Annotated in this window: 11 protein-coding genes; 5 read left to right on the forward strand and 6 right to left on the reverse strand. The window is 62.8% G+C overall.

Annotated elements, in window-relative coordinates:
- Positions 1-67 precede the first annotated feature (67 nt).
- Positions 68-904 carry an alpha/beta fold hydrolase gene (locus WBP07_RS30275; protein ID WP_395396938.1) on the reverse strand — a complete coding sequence of 279 codons (837 nt, stop codon included), beginning with the start codon at positions 902-904 and terminating at the stop codon, positions 68-70.
- Between the two features lie 589 nt (positions 905-1,493).
- Between WBP07_RS30275 and WBP07_RS30280 the strand changes: the two genes are divergently transcribed.
- Together WBP07_RS30280 and WBP07_RS30285 are read left to right on the forward strand one after the other, a co-directional pair.
- Positions 1,494-2,453, forward strand: a complete 960-nt coding sequence (locus tag WBP07_RS30280) for an alpha/beta hydrolase (RefSeq protein ID WP_395396939.1) — start codon at positions 1,494-1,496, stop codon at positions 2,451-2,453.
- A 564-nt stretch (positions 2,454-3,017) separates the two neighbouring features.
- Positions 3,018-5,054: a TonB-dependent siderophore receptor gene (locus WBP07_RS30285; protein ID WP_395396940.1), complete on the forward strand. Its 2,037-nt coding sequence runs from the start codon at positions 3,018-3,020 to the stop codon at positions 5,052-5,054.
- Between the two features lie 93 nt (positions 5,055-5,147).
- Here WBP07_RS30285 and WBP07_RS30290 read toward each other — a convergent pair whose 3' ends face one another.
- The 4 genes from WBP07_RS30290 to WBP07_RS30305 form a co-directional block, all read right to left on the reverse strand.
- On the reverse strand, positions 5,148-5,876 hold the full coding sequence (locus WBP07_RS30290; RefSeq protein WP_395396941.1) for a hypothetical protein: 729 nt from the start codon (positions 5,874-5,876) through the stop codon (positions 5,148-5,150).
- 2 nt (positions 5,877-5,878) lie between these two features.
- Complete coding sequence (locus WBP07_RS30295; protein ID WP_395396942.1) at positions 5,879-8,017, reverse strand: TonB-dependent siderophore receptor; 2,139 nt, start codon at positions 8,015-8,017, stop codon at positions 5,879-5,881.
- A gap of 200 nt (positions 8,018-8,217) precedes the next feature.
- The gene (locus WBP07_RS30300) at positions 8,218-9,606 is read right to left on the reverse strand and encodes an ATP-binding protein (RefSeq protein WP_395396943.1); all 1,389 of its coding nucleotides are present in this window, start codon (positions 9,604-9,606) and stop codon (positions 8,218-8,220) included.
- Positions 9,596-10,270 carry a winged helix-turn-helix domain-containing protein gene (locus WBP07_RS30305; protein WP_395396944.1) on the reverse strand — a complete coding sequence of 225 codons (675 nt, stop codon included), beginning with the start codon at positions 10,268-10,270 and terminating at the stop codon, positions 9,596-9,598. The genes WBP07_RS30300 and WBP07_RS30305 overlap by 11 nt, the downstream gene beginning before the upstream one ends.
- Before the next feature lie 155 nt (positions 10,271-10,425).
- Between WBP07_RS30305 and WBP07_RS30310 the strand changes: the two genes are divergently transcribed.
- The 3 genes from WBP07_RS30310 to WBP07_RS30320 are packed head-to-tail and all read left to right on the forward strand — an operon-like array spanning position 10,426 to position 15,859.
- Positions 10,426-11,787: a TolC family protein gene (locus WBP07_RS30310; protein ID WP_395396945.1), complete on the forward strand. Its 1,362-nt coding sequence runs from the start codon at positions 10,426-10,428 to the stop codon at positions 11,785-11,787.
- Positions 11,784-12,812: an efflux RND transporter periplasmic adaptor subunit gene (locus tag WBP07_RS30315; protein ID WP_395396946.1), complete on the forward strand. Its 1,029-nt coding sequence runs from the start codon at positions 11,784-11,786 to the stop codon at positions 12,810-12,812. The genes WBP07_RS30310 and WBP07_RS30315 overlap by 4 nt, the downstream gene beginning before the upstream one ends.
- Complete coding sequence (locus WBP07_RS30320) at positions 12,812-15,859, forward strand: efflux RND transporter permease subunit (RefSeq protein ID WP_395396947.1); 3,048 nt, start codon at positions 12,812-12,814, stop codon at positions 15,857-15,859. The genes WBP07_RS30315 and WBP07_RS30320 overlap by 1 nt, the downstream gene beginning before the upstream one ends.
- Before the next feature lie 335 nt (positions 15,860-16,194).
- On the opposite strand, the gene WBP07_RS30325 is transcribed toward WBP07_RS30320, so the two are convergent.
- Complete coding sequence (locus WBP07_RS30325) at positions 16,195-16,920, reverse strand: type IV toxin-antitoxin system AbiEi family antitoxin domain-containing protein (protein ID WP_395396948.1); 726 nt, start codon at positions 16,918-16,920, stop codon at positions 16,195-16,197.
- Positions 16,921-17,351 lie beyond the last annotated feature (431 nt).

Below are 17,351 nucleotides of genomic sequence, written 5' to 3' on the forward strand. Positions count from 1 at the left end.
CAAAGGAACAGCGGCGAGTATCTGCTATTACCCCCGGCAAGCCGTTCGGCTCACCGGGGGTAAGGGTTCAGGCCTGCACGAAGGCGAGCAGGTCGGGATTGATGGTGTCTGCGTTCACGGTCAGCATGCCGTGGGAGAAGCCTTCGTAGATCTTCAGCGTGGCGTTCGGCAGGATTTCGGCCTGGAGCACGCCGGCGTTCTTGTAAGGGACGACTTGATCGTCATCGCCGTGGAGGACGAGGGTGGGGACGGTGATCGCCTTCAGATCGTCGGTCTGGTCGGTTTCCGAGAAGGCTTTGATGCCTTCGTAATGGGCCTTGGCGCTACCGGTCATGCCCTGGCGCCACCAGTTGTCGATCACGGCGGGCAGCACATTGGCGCCTTCGCGGTTGAAGCCGTAGAACGGTCCAGCGGCGACATCGCGGAAGAACTGCGAACGGTTGGCGGCAAGGCCGGCGCGCAGACCGTCGAACACTTCGATCGGCAGGCCGCCGGGATAGCGATCGGTCTTCAGCATGATCGGCGGCACGGCGCTGACCAGCACGGCCTTGGCAACGCGGCCCTGCGGGATGCCGTAGCGGGCGACATAGGCTGCCACTTCACCGCCGCCGGTCGAGTGGCCGATGTGGACGGCGTTCTTGAGGTCGAGGTGTTCCATCACCGCAGCGGCATCGGCGGCGTAGTGATCCATGTCATGACCCTCGCTCACTTGTTCGGAGCGACCGTGGCCACGGCGGTCATGGGCGACGACCCGGTAGCCCTTGGAGAGGAAGAACAGCATCTGCGCATCCCAGTCGTCCGACGAGAGCGGCCAGCCATGATGGAAGACGATCGGCTGGGCATCCTTCGAGCCCCAGTCCTTGTAGAAGATTTGGGTGCCGTCCTTGGTGGTTACGTAGGCCATGGGAAGTTCCTTCAGATTTCGGGGTAAGGCAATTGGGGCGGGGGGAAGTTTGTCGTCGCCTGCTGGGATGACTTCTGGTGAAAATCAGTCTTTCGGGAAAGCTGGATAAAATCGCATCATTATTTCGAAAAAATCGAATGAAATGATGGTCAATTGCCCGCCTCGGGCTTGCCGTTCGCTGGATTTCGCCGAAGTCCGCACGATCGGAAATCATCCCTGCGTATGCTTTGGGTAACATCTGAGGAGGATGGGGCGAGGTCCTGCGTCTCGTGCGGCCATAGCAGAGCCGCTTCGGACGCGACGCTCGCGCCTGCATTCAAGCCTCGTCGAGGCCATATCCGATCACTCGACGGCGTTCGCGCCTGTCCGCATGGGGTGCGAGGGGGAAGGCTAAAGGCACATCATACGCAGGAATGAGCGGGGTAGCCGCACGGACGAGGCTGCCGACCTTGCGTCTGGCATCGGCGATGATTGCACGGCGCTATTCCGGTCCCCTCAGGTGCCTTGGCACTTAAGCGGGGAACAACTTGAAATGATCCGGAACTTTGCATGGAGGATAGCCCTCATGGCTCTCTCGGCGTGCCCTCTGATGGTCGCTGACGAGACTCTGGCACGAACTGCCGACAAAGGCGTAGTGCTGGCGACATCTGATGAGGCGCTACTCGCGCGTCTGCCGGGATTTCGTCAGGGCTTCATCGACGTCGAGGGTGTGCGCCTCCACTACATTGAGGGCGGTAGGTCCGACAGCGAAAAGCCGCCGCTGATCCTCCTGCCGGGGTGGCCGCAGACCTGGTGGTCCTACCACAAGATCATGCCGCAACTTGCACGCAATCGGCGGGTGATCGCAGTCGATCTGCGGGGAATGGGCGCTTCGGGGAAGCCCATTGGAGGCTACGACAAAAAGACCATGGCAGCCGACATTGCTGGTCTGGTTCGCCAGCTTGGGCTGGGCCGGGTCGACATTGTCGGGCACGATATCGGTTCGATGGTCGCCTATAGTTTTGCGGCCAATCATCCTGATCTGACCGACAAGCTGGTGTTGCTCGACGTGGCCCCGCCAGACGCGGGCCTTGCAACATGGCCCATGCTGCCGGCGCCAGGAACTTTCGGCGACAAGGTGGGTGATGGCTCTCACGCCTATGTTTGGTGGTTTGCCTATCATCAGGTTCCGGAGTTGCACGAGAAGATGGCGGCCGATGGCCGCATCCGGATGGAACAGGACTGGTTTTTCCACTATTTGACCAGGGACGAGGCTTCGATCGACGCACTCGATCGCGATGTCTATGCCGCAGCGTACAGTTCACGCGATGCTATCCGAGCGGGCGATGGATGGTATCAGGCGTTTCCGCAGGACATCATCGACGACGACAGCAATGCGCCGCTCACCATGCCGGTGCTAGCGCTTGGCGGTCCCGGCTATGCTTGGTTGAAAGGCGTCCTTGCAACCAAAGCGCCTGGAGCCGTTGTAGTGAAAGTCGAGAGCGGTCACTTCATTCCTGACGAAATTCCAGAAACGCTGATCGAGCAGATCGAACACTTCACGGGCTAACCGTGTCACCGGGGGGCGAGGGCCATGCTGGCGCACTTGGAACGAAAGCTATGTCGCCGATTTCTGAGCTGTGGCAAGGCACTATCGGGATGGGGTGACCAAAATTCACCGCTGACCTTTGTGCAGATGCGGAAAACCCTTGCTTCTGCGGCTCGATCGACGGGGTGTTATTAATATTGCCGGATTTCCATAATAATGTTAGCCGAATTTCATGCGCAATTTACGCATAAATTTTCTTGGGCTCCGCTCAAATGCGTCCAGTATTAGGAATTTTACATAATATCGGTGCGATATTTATCATTGATTAACAAGTAATGGAGTGAAAGTACAAGTTCTATAGTAATTGGCGAGTGAGCGGTCAAAGATTGATTATTCCCAATGTTTAAATCACCTTGAGATCATGTTCCCCCGGCTAAGGCCGCTCGATCCGGCTGCTATTGCAAATGAACCGCAGTAGCGTATCTGGGCCGCGCGACTACACAGGGGGTTACATTGCAGAAGTTCAGGGCACCGCACGCAAGTTCCGTCATTGCCGCAGCGTCGCTTCTGGCACTTGCGGCGGGAGTGGTACCCACTTCCGCATTCGCCGAAAGCGCCAACGATCCCGCCAAGGCTGCGGCCGAGGATATCGTGGTCACGGCGGACCGGCGCGATTCCTTCAGTGCCGACTATGTGCAGGCAGGCACGTTCCGTGACGCGCGGCTGCGCGATACGCCGCTGACGATCGCGGTGATGACCAAGGACTTGCTGGAAGCACAGCAGGCGCGTTCGGTCATCGATGCCGTTCGCAACACGCCGGGCGTGACGCAGGCGCAGATCAACAGCGCGATCTACAGCAATCTGGCGATCCGGGGCATTACGCTCAACAACTTCACCAACGTGCGCTGGAACGGCGTGCTGCCGATCGTCAACCTGATCGAGCAGCCGATCGAGAGCAAGGATCGTGTGGAAGTGCTGAAGGGTGCGGCCGGCCTTTACTACGGCTTCGCCACCCCGTCCGGCATCATCAACCTCGTGACCGAGCGCCCCACCGAAAGCCCGATCAGCCGCGTCGATTTCCAGGGTGACAGCAACGGATCGATAGGCGCCAGCTTCGATGTCGGCCGCAGTTTCGGCAATGCCGGGCTGCGCGTGAACGCGGGCGCTTCCACCGTCGAAACCGGTATCGATCGGACGTATGGCGCGCGGCGCTTCATTTCCGGCGCATTCGACTGGCGGCCGCTCGATGGGCTGGAAGTGCTGCTGGACGCCGAATACAACGCCAAGAACGTAACCGAACCGACCGAGTTCAGCCTGCCTGCAGCGGTGAACGGCGTGATCGCACTGCCGCCGTTGCAGCCTTCGTCGAAGAACCTGGGCGCGGCGTGGATGCAGGGGCGTGGCCGCTCGACCAACCTGCTGGCGCGTGTGAACTACGATTTTGCCGCCAACTGGCGCCTCGCTCTCGCAGTGGGCCAATCCTATCTGACGCGCAGCCGGGACTATTCCTCGTTCAGTGGCTACGACCTTGTCACGGGTGACGGCAAGCTCACCGTCGCCATGACCGCTGGCAACGATTACAAGAACAACATCTATCGCGGCGATCTGTCGGGCTCTTTCATGACCGGCCCGGTCCAGCACAACCTGATGCTGGGCGTCTCGTACTATACGCGCGACAGCAATGTGCCGACCGCGGTGCGCTATACCTTCGCGCAAAACCTCTACGATCCGGTGCTCATTCCGCAGCAGCCCGTGCCGCCGCGCATCATCCCGAACCCGTCGCGAGTGGAGGATCTGGGCGTCTACATCTTCGATCGGGCGTCGCTGGGCGAGTGGCTTCAGGCGACGGTCGGCTACCGCAAGACCGATTACAAGGATGTCAGCCTGACGTCTTCGTACAAGATCAAGCCGGGCACATGGTCTTATGGAGTGATGGTGAAGCCGGTCGTTTGGGCGAACCTCTACGCCAATTACATCGAAGGGCTTGAGCCGGGCCCCATCGCACAGCAGATCGCCAATAACGCTGGGGAAATCCTGCCCGCCGCCGTCAGCAAGCAGAAAGAGGCGGGCGTGAAGATCGAGCCGCTGCGCGGCGTGCTGATCACGGCGGCCTATTTCCATATCAAGCGGCCTTCCGCCTACCTCAACAGCGCGAACTACTACGTGCAGGATGCGGAGGCGGTGTATCAGGGCGCGGAATTCAGCGTGGTTGGCGAAGTCCTTCCGCGCCTGTCCCTCTCGGCCAGCGCGATGACTCTGGATGCCAAACAGCAATCCGGTAATGCCACCGTGGTGGGCAAGCTGATCGAGAACGTGTCCAAGTTTTCCGGCTCGATCTTCGCCGAATATCGGGTGGCGGCGATCGAGGGACTGCGCGTTTCGGCCGGCATGTTCCACGTCGGACGGCGCGCGGTGAATGCGCTGAACCAGGCCTTCGTCCCCGGTTACGAGACGTTCGACCTAGGCGCCAGCTACGCTTTCGATCTGGCCGGTGCGAAAACCACGGTGCGCGTCTATGGCGAGAACGTCACCGGCAAGCGGTACTGGGCATCGACCGGATCGAGCCTGCTGGCACAGGGCCTGCCGGCCACGGTGAAGCTCAGCCTTTCGACCAGCTTCTGATCCCATGGAATGGACATGGTCGGCGGCATTCCACCGGCCATGTCTGCGTTGGGCTTTTTAATTCCCCCGACGATGGGGGCTACTGCGACGCGGTCATTTTTTCGCGCGGCAACTCTTGTGCCCCGCGCGGGCCCAGGCGATCGCGGCGTCGAACAGCTTGCGACCGGTATCGGTCATGCGGGTAAAGCTGTTGTTCTCCATGCCGATGAAGACGCGCCGGGCCGGGGCGAGATGGTCGTGGTCCATCGTCGCGCCGGCTTCGTAGCCGAACAGCGTGGCCTTGTCGGGCTCGCCGGGCCAGGTCATGATGATGTCGGCGCCAAGCCCCGGTTTGCCCCAGCCGGCAGGCGTCCGCGCTTCAGTCCAGGTGCCGAGACCGGCGGGCACCCCCGCCGCCATGGGATGCGGCGCGCGTACCAGCCAGATGTAGTGCCCGGTTTCCAACTCGCCGAAGTCGCTGTCGCGGCGCAGGCCGGTCATCCATAAATCGTCCAGCAGGTCGTTTTCCCAAGTGACGAGCGGCACGCCCATGTCGCGCAGCCGCGCAATGCTCGTCCGCTCGGCAGTGAACTGGTTGGACCGCACCGTGGATGACATGACCACCAGATCGAACCCGCACGGATCGGGCAGGGCGGTCAGCCCGTCACTGACTGTTACACCATATCCCAGTTGTTCAAGCCGCGCCTTTACTTGCGGATCGGCGGAGCCGCCCGGCGGGTCGGCCCGCATCAGGAAAAGGACGCGGCCGGTTTCCGCCGCCGGGGCGCTGGCGGGCATTGCTGCGCCCGCCAGCGCCAGCGCGGCCAGGATTGTCGCGCGCATGATCAGAAGTTCCCGCTCAGGCCGACAAGGAAGCTGCGCCCTTCCGCAGGCGTGATCTGAGAGCGCGATACCGTGGATTCGATATAGTACTCGTTGGTGATGTTCTTGACGTTGAGCGAGAGGCGCACCTTGTCCGCGATCTTGTACCACACGGTGCTGTCCAGACGCGTGTATCCGCCCACGGTGAAGCTGTTCTCCAGATCGCCCTGCCGATTGCTGGCGGCAAAGACACCGCCGCCAAGGCCGAAATTGCGCAGCGCGCCATCGGTGGGCTCCCAAGTAACCCACAGGCTGCCGCTCCATTTGGGCACGCCGATCAGATAGTTGCCCTTGGCGTAGTCGGTGGAGTCGCGGACCGTTGCATCGGTATAGGCGCCGCTGGCGATGATCTTGATCGCTGGGCTGATCGATCCGGAAACGTCCAGTTCCACGCCGCGCGACCGCTGCACACCAGCGTTGATGTTGTAGCCTACGTTGTTGGGGTCCTGCTGCGTCACGTTCGAACGGGTGAGCTGGTAGATGGCTGCCGTCGCCCCAAGACGCCCGCCGAACAGCTCTGCCTTCACGCCGGCTTCATACTGCTTGCCCTTTTCGGGATCGATCGGCTTGCCGTCGATAGTGGGTTCGGGTTTCGATTGGAACGAGCGGGTGTAGTCGGCGAATAGCGATACGTTCTGCGCCGGCTTGTAGACCACCCCGACGCGCGGCGACCAAGCCTTGTCGTCCGAAGCGTACTGGGTGGAACCGAAGTCGGATTGCTGCGCATGGTCGAACCGCACGCCGGCCAGAAGGTTGACGCTTTCGCCGATGTCGATCTGATCCTGCAGATAGGCTGACCAGGACTTGGCACGCACTTCACGGTCGGCGGCGGGAACCCAGGTCCCCGGCGTGGCGCCGTAGACCGGGTTGTCGATGTCGATGGCCTTCAGGCTGGCCCGTGCGAACGTGCGGAAGCGGTAGGACTTCACGTATTCGCCGCCGAAGACCAAGGTGTGGTCGATGCCGCCGGTGCCGAACCGGGCAACCATGTCGGCCTGGAAGTCCCAGTTGTGGTTGTTCTCGTCCTGCATGGTCGCCGTGCGCGTGATCGTGCGTGCGCCGGTCGTGGCATTGGTGATGACACTGGTACCGTTGTTGATGCCCAGAATATCCAGTTTGCCTTCATCGTAATGGCCGATCTGGCGCACGGTCAGCCAGTCGGTCAGGTCGCGCTCGATGCGATAGTTGAATTCGTAGCGTTCGGATTCCAGCGTCGCCCAGCGTTCGCCCAGGAAGCGGTCGCGAGGAAGGTTGACCACAAGCTTGCCGTCCGCATCCGGCGTCGCCACGATGCCGCGGTCGGACTGGCTTTGCTGGTGGGCGTAGGTGAGGCTGGCGATCACCCGCGTCCTGTCGTCCGGCTCCCAAAGCACGGAACCGGAAAGGAACTGGCGGCGGAACGGTTGGAAGATGTCACGGAAAGTGTCGCCGGTCTGGGCCGCTGCGATGAAACGCACCGCCAGAGTCTTGGCGGCGTCGACCGGACCGGTAACGTCGATCTGGCCGCGTGCGAAGTTGTTGCTGCCAGCCTGGACGGAGAAGTTCATGCCGCGCTCGAAACGCGGCTGCTTTGTGACGATGTTAATCAGCCCGCCCGGATCGCCGCGCCCATAGAGCACCGACGCGGGGCCTTTCAGCACTTCGATGCGTTCGATATTGGCCATGTCCCGATAGCCGTCGTTGGTCTCGATCGCGGGGCTCAGCATGATGCTGTCCACCGCGTAGTAGGATGAACGGAAACCGCGGATCGTGAAGCTTTCGGAACGATTGCCCGCATTTGTGGCGGCCTGAATGCCGCTGACATTACGCAGCGCGCTGGTGAGATCGAGGATCTGCTGATCGTCGATCACATCGCGCGGAACGAACTGGATCGACTGCGGCACGCTCATGATATCGGTTCCGGTGCGCGTGGCGGTGGTCAATTGCTCCACCTTGTAGTCCTCGCTGCGCTGTCCCAGCACGGTGATTTCGGAGGATTTAACCTCCTCCGGCGCGCCATCGGCGGTTTCGGCCTGTGCAGTGTGTGGAAATGCGACGCCAAGCGCCAGAAGACAGGCAAGCGTGATCGAAGGGGCGCGACGACCCCCGGAAAAGTCTGACATGTGAATCCCTGTTACAACCCTCGAGGCGGCGCATTAATGAAGTTGCGACGCATTTGCAATTCAAACGATTGCAGATTGTCCGCGCGACGATGGGGTGTTGGGAGGGTTCTTGTCCCTGTGCTCCTGTCGCTCGGGATCGGAAGCGATAGGGGCGAAACCCGCTTCCAAAGCATCAGGGTGTAAAGGCCAAGCCTTGCGGTTTATCCCGCGGAGTCCTTCTCCGGAAAACGGAAGTGTATCCGCAAGCCAGGATTGTTGTCCTCCAGCATGAGTTCCGCCGCATGCAAAGTCGCGATCGCATGCACCAGCGAAAGGCCGAGGCCGGAGCCGGGCGTGCTGCGGCTGGCATCGAGGCGGTAGAAACGGACCAGCACCTTTTCTCGCTCGTCTTTGGGAATGCCCGGCCCGTCGTCCGCCACCTCGGCAATAATCGCGCCGGACGATCGGAACACAGCCATTGTCAGGGTCGTTCCCCGGGGCGTGTGGATCAGGGCATTTTCCACCAGGTTGGTGAACATTTGCGCCAGCAGCTCGCCATCGCCGAGCACGTGCAGGCCGGGTTCGATCAGCACGCGCAGGCGCTTGCCGGCGTCTTCGACCACGGGTTCGTAGGCGGCGCTGACACGCTCGACGATCTCGCTGAGATCGACCGCAGTCAGACGGCCACGCCCCGCGCCGCTTTCGAGCGATCCGATGCGCAGCAGTGCCCTGAAGATCGCCAGGATTTCGTCGGTCTGTTCCAGCGCGGCGTCTATGCCCGCGTCGTAGGCATCGACGGTCTTTTGGCCGCGCAGCACCTCCAGTCGCTGGCGCAGGCGGGTGAGGGGCGTCCGAAGGTCATGGGCAATGTCTGTCGACACTTGTCGCAATCCTTCCATGAGGCCCTGCATACGATCCAACATGTGATTGAGATTGTGAGAGAGTTCGTTGAACTCCGGCCCCATGCCGATGGCCGGAAGCCGCTCGTCCAGCGCGCCGGACATGATGCGATTTACCGATGTGTTCACGCTGTGAAGCCGGCGTACAAACAGACTGCCAACGAAATAGCCGCCCACCAGCGCGAACAGCGTGATGCCCAGCCCGCAGGCCAGCGTGAAGGTGCGCAGCCGTTCCATCAGCGCGCGCACGTCGAAGGTATCGGTGCCGATGACGAGGTGGAGGTCTTGCGGCAGGGGCGTGCCCAGTGTCCTGAAAGTCTCCATCGCTTCGCCGCGCACGGCGACATCCACTTCGCGCACTTGCAGGGTGCCGAGACCGTCGAGCCTGACCGTCGGGGGCAGATCGCCCGCTATCAATCGGCCGGAGCCGTCGACTAATCGATAGCGGAATTGCGGGTCTTTGCCGGTATGGGAATGGCGGGCGATCGCATCGACAAGGCCGGTGATGCCCAGAGCATCGTATTCTGCGGCGAGAATCCTCGCTTCGTTTCGCAGACTGCCTTCGGTTGCGGCGGTCGCATAGCTCTCGATCTGCTGCTGCACGGTGATCAGCACCAACAATGAACCGACGGCAAAAATGGCGGCGAACAGCAGCGCGAAGCGGAACGTGCCGCTTTTCAGGACGCTGCGGCGCAGCGGTTCAGCCGCCATCGATGCGATATCCCGATCCCCGGACGGTCTGGATCAACTCGCGATCGAACCCGCGATCGACCTTGGTGCGAAGGCGGCTCATGTGGCTTTCGATGATGTTGCTGCGCGGATCGAAATGGAAAGACCAGACGTTTTCCAGCAGCATGGTGCGCGTCACCAGTTCGCCGGCATGGCGCACCAGGTATTCCAGCAACTTGAATTCCTGCGCCTGCAAGTCGATCCGCTGACCCGCACGCATGACCGTGCGGCGGATGAGGTCGATCTCCAGATCGGCGACTTTCAGCACCGGCGCCGCGTCCGGTATCGGCGGACGGCGCATCAATGCGTTGAGCCGGGCGAGCAGTTCGGTAACGGCGAAAGGCTTCACCAGATAGTCGTCTGCGCCCGCTTCCAGTCCTTCGACGCGATCTTCCACCCCGTCCATCGCCGTCAGCAGCAGGACCGGCGTGCGATTACCAGCAACGCGCAGCGCCTTCATCACGCTGAGCCCATCGACGCCGGGGACCATGCGATCCAGCACCAGCACGTCGTAGGGATTGCTCATCGCCAGGAACAGCGCGTCGGCACCGGTAGAGCAGCTGTCGATCACGTGGCCGGCCGCTTCCAGCGCCTTTTGGACATGCCGCCCAAGTTCTTCGTCATCCTCAAGGAAGAGGATCTTCATCAAATGCCATGTCCCTTGATAACGCGTTCTTCGCGCGTCTTATGACACATACTCCCTACCGCCTGACAAGTTGGGATTTCCTAATGTTGAGATCACCAAGGGCAAATCTTCCTTGCGATAAGGCCGTATCCATGAAGCGCCGAAACGGAACTGCCATGGCTGTACTGCGATCGAGAATATCGGCGAGGCTGCCGCGCTTTGGCGCGTCCTGCGCCGCGATCGCGGCGCTTGCCGGATGCGCGCACTATGCGACGCTGCCGTTGCGGCAATCGGCGGCGTTGGCTGGCAGTCCGCGCGAACTGACGGACGCCCCCGTATCGGCAAGCCCGCTCGGCGTGGAGGACGTTGTCGCTCTGGCGTTGGCCAACAATCCTGATCTCAAGGCGGCAAGGCTGGGCCGCGATGTCGCCGCCGGGCAGAGCAGGCAGGCAGGGATCCTACCGAACCCGTCGCTGACGGCCGCCTTCCTCCCCCTGATCTCCGGCGCCGGCACTGTGCCAGGCTGGAACTTTGGTCTGGCGCAGGATGTGAAGGCTCTGATCACCTACAAGTCCCGGCGCCGTTCCGCGCGCGACGCAGAGGGGCAGGTCGCCGCCGATGTCGTGTGGCAGGAATGGCAAGTCGCCGGAAAGGCGCGTCAACTGGCAGTAGACCTCATCATGAGTGCTCGCGCCCGTCCGTTGTATGTTACCTCCTTCGAACTGCTGCGGGACAGAAATGCGCGGCTTGAGAAGGCGCTTTTGGCGCGCACCGTCACTCTGTCGGACGTCGCGCCGGATCGCGTGGCGCTGCAGTCGGCGCGCAGCGCGCTCGATACGCAGGACCAGAACCAGCTTGCCTTGCGTCATCAGCTTAATGCGCTGCTCGGCCTCCAGCCCGATGCCATATTGCCGCTGGCTGACCGGGTGGAACTGCCAGCGTTTGATCCGGCCGGGATCAGGGCTGGGTTGGGTGACCTGCCACAGCGTCGGCCCGACCTGCTGGCGCTGCGTTTGGGCTACGCGGCTGCGGACGAAAATGTGCGGCAGGCGATTCTTGCCCAGTTCCCGGATCTGGTGCTGGGCGGCAGCGTCGCCAGCGACAATTCGAAAGTGATCAGCGGCGGGCCGGACGTCACGTTGGGGCTGCCGATTTTCGACCGCAATCAGGGCAATGTCGCCATCGCCAATGCCACCCGTGCGCAGCTCCACGCGGAATATACCGCGCGTCTCGCCGCGACCACTGGCGAAGTCGGTGCGATGCTTTCCGAGGCCGAACAGCTTTCGGCGCAACTGGAGATCGCACGGCGCGATCTGCCCGCCGTCCGCGCCGCGGCCGACAATGCCCGCTCGGCCTTCGCCGCATCCCATCTCGACGAGCGGGCCTATCTCGATCTCGTCTCGAACCGCTTTACCCGGGAACAGGAAGTCATGACGCTGGAGACAGCCTTGCTCGATCGCCAGATCGCCATTCAGACGCTGGTGGGCGCCGGTCTGCCCGTCGCGGGCTTGCCGGCCGAACCGGGAGCAAGCCATTGAGAAACGCGGCACTCCTCCTCGCGACGGCAACACTGATACTGGGCGCATGCGGCAGCGGTTCGTCCGATCCCGCGCCGACGCCCAGCGTTATGGTCACCGTGGCGAAACCGGTGCGCGGCGCGCTTCCCGCTACGATCACCGCCTATGGAACGGCCTCACCGTCGGAGGCGGGAACCGAGACCGTCAGTATGGCACAGCCGGGGCAATTGACCTCGCTTTCCGTTACGCAAGGCAGTGCGGTGCGGGCGGGGCAAGTCTTGGGAACCTTCACCGTCGCCCCTTCCGCGCGCAGTGCCTTTCTGCAGGCCGTCGCGGCGGTGACTGCGGCGGAAAAGCAGCGCCGCTCCACGGCCGACTTGCTTTCGCAGCACCTCGCCACCAGTGACCAGTTGGCGCAGGCGGACAAAGGTGTTTCCGATGCGCACACCGCCTTGGCGGCGCTGAAGGCGGAAGGCGCGGGCAATGCAGTGCAGAGCTTGGTGGCCCCGTTCGCAGGGGTGGTAACGGCGGTCAGCGCCGCACCGGGCGACCGCACGCAGCCGGGCGGCGCGATCATGACCTTGGCGCGCTCGGGCGGCATTCTGGTGACCGCGGGCATCGACCCGGCCGATCGGGACAAGGTAGTTCCCGGTCAGAAGGCCAGTATGAAGCGCCTTTCCGGCGGTGACAGCCTTGCCGGACAGGTCGTTCGTGTTGACCACATGCTTAATCCGAAGACGCGCATGGTCGATGTCGACCTCAGCTTTCCGGCCGGCGCGCTGCTGCCCGGTGAAGGCATGGAAGTGGCGATCCGTACCGGCGAAGTGGCCGGCTGGGTCGTCCCGCACGCCTCGGTGGTGACTGCCGGCGGTCCGGCGCGGGTGTTCCAGGACGTAGCTGGCAAGGCCAAGGCGGTGCCGGTGCAGATTCGCCTGTCCACGCCTGAGGGGGACGTAGTTGACGGCGCGGTCGATGCCAATCGGCCGATCATCGTAGAGGGCGCCTATCAGGTGAACGACGGTGATGCCGTGCGGCGGGGGCAATAATGATCGAACGCCTGCTGCGCTCGCAGTCGCGGGCCTTCATCCTTGTCGCACTGGCGATGGCGCTGGCCGGCCTGATCGCGGCTTATTCGCTGCCGATCGGGCTGTTTCCGCAAGTCTCGTTCCCGCGCGTTGTGGTGGATCTCGATGCTGGTAGCCGCCCGGCGGATCAGACCGCACTTACAGTGACGCGCCCGGTAGAGGAAGCCATCCGCGCGGTGCCCGGCGTGCAGGATGTCCGCTCCGAAACCAGTCGCGGTTCGGCGCAGATTTCCATCGATTTCGGCTGGGGTCGGGACATGGTTTCCAGCACGCTGATGGTCGATTCCGCCATCGCGCGCATCCTGCCGACACTGCCTACCGGCACGCAGTATGACGTGCGACGCATGGACCCGACAGTCTTTCCGATCATCTCCTACGCGCTGGTGTCGGATGGTTCCGATCCGGTCGCCCTACAGGACCTTGCGCGCTATCAGATCACGCCGCTGCTATCCTCGATATCCGGCCTTGCGCGCGTGGGCGTGCAGGGGGGCGAGACCGCTGAAGTGCAAGTTCTGGCGGATCCGCAGCGACTGGCCGATCACAACCTTGCCATGGCAGACCTTGCCGCCGCCATCCGGGGTGGCAACGTGCTGAGCGCAGTGGGGCAAGTGCAGGATCGCGGGCGGCTTTCGCTGGTGATAGCCGATCGCAGCGTGCCGAGCGCGGATCAGGTCGGCAATATCGTCGTCCAGTCCGATCCTGCCGGCGTGGTGCGCGTGCGCGATGTGGCGACGGTGCAGAACGGCACTGTCCCGCAATGGCAGCGCATCGTCGAAGATGGAAAACCGGCGGTGCTGTTCAACATCTATGAGCAGCCGGACGGCAATGCCGTGCAGATTTCGCAGCAGGTGCAGGAAAAGCTCAAGACCTTGAAGCTGCCGGCCGGCGTGCGGCTAGTGAACTGGTACGACCAGAGTGAATTGGTCACCCATTCGGTCGCCAGCGTGCGCGACGCCGTCCTGATCGGGCTGGTGCTGGCGGGACTGGTGCTGTTGTGGTTCCTGCGCAGCTGGCGCGTGACCTTGGTGGCGGCAATCGTGGTGCCGGCAACGCTGGCCGCGACGGTGCTGGTGCTGAGCGCGCTTGGCATGTCGTTCAATATCATGACTTTGGGCGGCATCGCGGCGGCCGTGGGTCTGCTGATCGACGACGTGATCGTCATGGTCGAGCATATCGCCCGCCGCGCGGGGGCTGTCGGGCAGGATGGAGCGGTTGTGGGCGAGGCGGCCGTGTTTCCCGCCGCGCGTGAATTCATGGCGCCGCTCACCGGATCGAGCCTTGCCACGCTGATCGTCTTCCTGCCGCTCTCGTTTCTGACCGGGGTGACCGGGGCGTTTTCCAAGGCGCTGTCGGTGACGATGGCTGCGGCGCTGGCCATATCCTGGGCGATGACGGCGTTCGTGGTGCCGGTGCTGGTGCGCTGGCTGGTCGATTTCGACAAGTGGCGCGATCCCGGAGCGGCGGGCGAGGGGCGGCTGGGCCGCACGCATGACCGAGCGCTCGATGCCTTGGGTAGCAAGCCGTGGCTGCTGGGCGCTATCCTCGTGCCGCTGCTGGTGGTCGGCTATATCGGCTATACCAACGTACCCACCGGCTTCATGCCCAAGGTCGACGAAGGCGGCTTCGTCATGGACTATTATACCGCGCCCGGCACTTCGCTGGATGAGAGCACGCGCCAGATCGCGCAAGTGGACCGCATCCTGCGTGACAACCCGGAAGTGCTGACGTTCTCCCGTCGTCTGGGCACCGGCCTTGGCGGCGATCTGGGCCAGAGCTACCACGGCGATTACTTCGTGCGTCTGAAGCCCGACCATGCCACGCCGACCGAAGACCTTGCTGCCGCCGTTGCCGACGAAGTGGCGGTGAAGGTTCCCGGCGTCGAGGTTGAAGTAGCGCAGCTTATGGAGGACCTGATCGGCGATCTTACCGCCGTTCCCCAGCCCATCGAGGTGAAGCTGTTCTCCTCCGATCCTTCCGTTCTGGAAGGGCAGGCGCAGAAGGTCGCCAAGGTCATCTCCGGGATCCCGGGCGTGGTCGAGGTGAAGGACGGCGTGCAACTGGCGGGTGACGCCATCGACGTGGCGGTCGATCCGGTGCGCGCTGGGCTGGAGGGCGTGGCGCCCGCCGATGTGGAGACGCAGCTTTCCGACGCACTCAGCGGCACTATCGCCACAACCCTGCCGCAAGCGAGCAAGAGCGTGGACGTCCGCGTGCGGCTGCCCAACGCCACGACCATGAGCGAGACCGAACTGGCGCGTCTGCCGATCCGGGCTAGCGACGGGCACTTGTTCCCCCTCTCGCGCGTCGCCACGCTGACGCCGGTTGCCGGCCAGCCGCAGATCGCGCGCGAGAACCTGGAGCCGATGGTGGCCGTCACCGGCCGTATCCAGGGGCGCGGGATCGGTGCGGCGGTTGCCGACGTGACCGCCGCGCTGGACAAGCCTGGTGCGTTGGCCCCCGGTGTGCGCTACGAAATGGGCGGGCTCTACCAGCAACAACAGATCGCCTTCGCCGGCCTGATGCGTGTGTTCGGCGCGGCGCTGATCGCGGAGTTCATCCTGCTGCTCGTGCTCTATCGCCGGATGTGGCTGCCGGTGATCATCATCGGCTGTTCGCTGCTTTCGACCACGGCGGTGTTTACCGCGCTGTGGCTGGCAGGCGTGGACTTGAATATCACCGCGCTGATGGGAATGACGATGATCATCGGCATCGGTACCGAGATGGCGATCTTCTATGTCTCCGAGTTCGAGGAAATGTCCCGCCACATGCCGCCCGCTCAGGCAACGCGCGAGGCGAGCCGCAACCGCGTGCGCCCGATCACGATGACGACGATGGCGGCGATCCTGACGTTGCTGCCGCTGGCGCTGGCGATCGGGCAGGGTTCGGGCATCCAGCAACCCTTGGCCATCGCCATCATCGCCGGGCTGCTGCTGCAATATCCGCTGGTGCTGCTCGCGATGCCCGTGCTCGTTCGCCTGACTTTGCCAAAGGAGCCGGTTGAGGTTTGAGGCGTGCCGCGCGCCAAGATTGGGAAGCTTTACAGTCGCTTCCGGCCGCGCCGACTGAAACGGCGGAGAAAGGCGTGGCGCACCTGATGACGTGGCGGGGCCGGGGCTATCCTCAGCCCGGATACTGTTCGCGTGCAGCGCGGATGTGATGCGCGGGGGAAGGTGGCGCGAAGGGCGCAAAGAGACCGTGGTGATCGGTAGCGAGGATCGAACCTGATCGCACAAGGGCCGCCCACAGCAAGCGAAGATTGATCACCTGAATAACCTCCAGCGCCTCGCCAGCTAATATCGGCGTAGCCGGGAAGACGCCGTCTCCTACAGAGCCCAGATGGCGGTCATTTGCTAAGCCGGCGGGGATAACAATAAACGCCGTGGCTCACGCGTTCCACGTAACCCAACTTACGCAGTGCGGACAGGTACTGGTAGGTTATCCCTGCGGCGAGGAAGTCGGCGGTCGTTGCTTCGCGGGCTGTACGCACGATTTGCAGCGCGCGATCTACCAGCGTTCCAGGAGCAGGTTCGCTGGAGCCATCCCACATGCGCCTGCGCCAGGAGTATGTTTTTCGGCCATTTCCCGATCCGGAACCTTCGTCTGCCGTCACGATCCGCAGGGAAGGGCTCGCAGACGCTTCGGGTTCAAGCAGCGCAGGTCGTGGCGGAAGCCTGCGGCCGTTTTCCGCCAAAAGATCTGCGCAGCGGCTCAACGCGCGCTGAAGATCGTTCGCGAGGATCCAGCGGCCGGATTGCGACGGTCTCTGCAAGGCCGAGAGGCGGTGGAGCAGGGTGTTCTCATCCTTGCTCAGAAAGGGCGATCGAGGAAGAAGTACCATGAGCTCATGTTTGACGGCTTCTCGCGCGACATCTGCGTAAGATTTCCGTAGCTCATCGGGCATGTTCGCGAAGATGTGTTCCTCGCCGACGCGGGGATTACTTTCAGGATGCGCTTCGATGCGTAGCAAGAGCAGCGCTCGGCGCTCGCTGAACGCCAGGGTATTGACCGGGATTACCGATGTCTGCGCAGCGCCCTGTCTGTTGCGCGCGCCTGTGTGCAACCGCCTCATCGAAACGTCTTTCCCAGCGCCGCCAGCGCACGTTCGCGGCAGGGCGGAAGGGATCGGTCTTGAGTATACGTCATCTGCCGATAGCTATCCGCTATTGACCTACCCAAGCTGAATTCGGTCGTTCAGATTGAGTTTATAATTCAGCAGATCGTGCGGCGGATTTCCGCTTTTCTTGAACGTTTTCCGTAAGATGTAACCCGGATGGTCGCAGCGCGCGCCTCGCTCGCCGGTAAGGTTGAGGGCACTTTGGATGCCTTCATTCGTCAACGTCTTGCGGTTTCGATGCCACCAGCTTGGTAACGGTTGAGGCGCGCTCCCGTTGGACTAAGCCGGCACAGCACGCTATCAGCCACTTGTTCGAAACGATCGGCAGATATGGCCGGTCGACGGCTGCTTGACTTATCGCGGATCGTGAACGGCCTGCCTTGACG

This window comes from Novosphingobium oxfordense (assembly GCF_044029435.1).
Taxonomy (GTDB): domain Bacteria; phylum Pseudomonadota; class Alphaproteobacteria; order Sphingomonadales; family Sphingomonadaceae; genus Novosphingobium.

Bases quoted from the DNA above. Each gene is read 5' to 3' on its own strand.
- WBP07_RS30275 (WP_395396938.1), bottom strand. From the start codon at position 904: ATGGCCTACGTAACCACCAAGGACGGCACCCAAATCTTCTACAAGGAC.
- WBP07_RS30280 (WP_395396939.1), top strand. From the start codon at position 1,494: ATGGTCGCTGACGAGACTCTGGCACGAACTGCCGACAAAGGCGTAGTG.
- WBP07_RS30290 (WP_395396941.1), bottom strand. From the start codon at position 5,876: ATGCGCGCGACAATCCTGGCCGCGCTGGCGCTGGCGGGCGCAGCAATG.
- WBP07_RS30295 (WP_395396942.1), bottom strand. From the start codon at position 8,017: ATGTCAGACTTTTCCGGGGGTCGTCGCGCCCCTTCGATCACGCTTGCC.
- WBP07_RS30300 (WP_395396943.1), bottom strand. From the start codon at position 9,606: ATGGCGGCTGAACCGCTGCGCCGCAGCGTCCTGAAAAGCGGCACGTTC.
- WBP07_RS30305 (WP_395396944.1), bottom strand. From the start codon at position 10,270: ATGAAGATCCTCTTCCTTGAGGATGACGAAGAACTTGGGCGGCATGTC.
- WBP07_RS30310 (WP_395396945.1), top strand. From the start codon at position 10,426: ATGGCTGTACTGCGATCGAGAATATCGGCGAGGCTGCCGCGCTTTGGC.
- WBP07_RS30320 (WP_395396947.1), top strand. From the start codon at position 12,812: ATGATCGAACGCCTGCTGCGCTCGCAGTCGCGGGCCTTCATCCTTGTC.
- WBP07_RS30325 (WP_395396948.1), bottom strand. From the start codon at position 16,920: ATGAGGCGGTTGCACACAGGCGCGCGCAACAGACAGGGCGCTGCGCAG.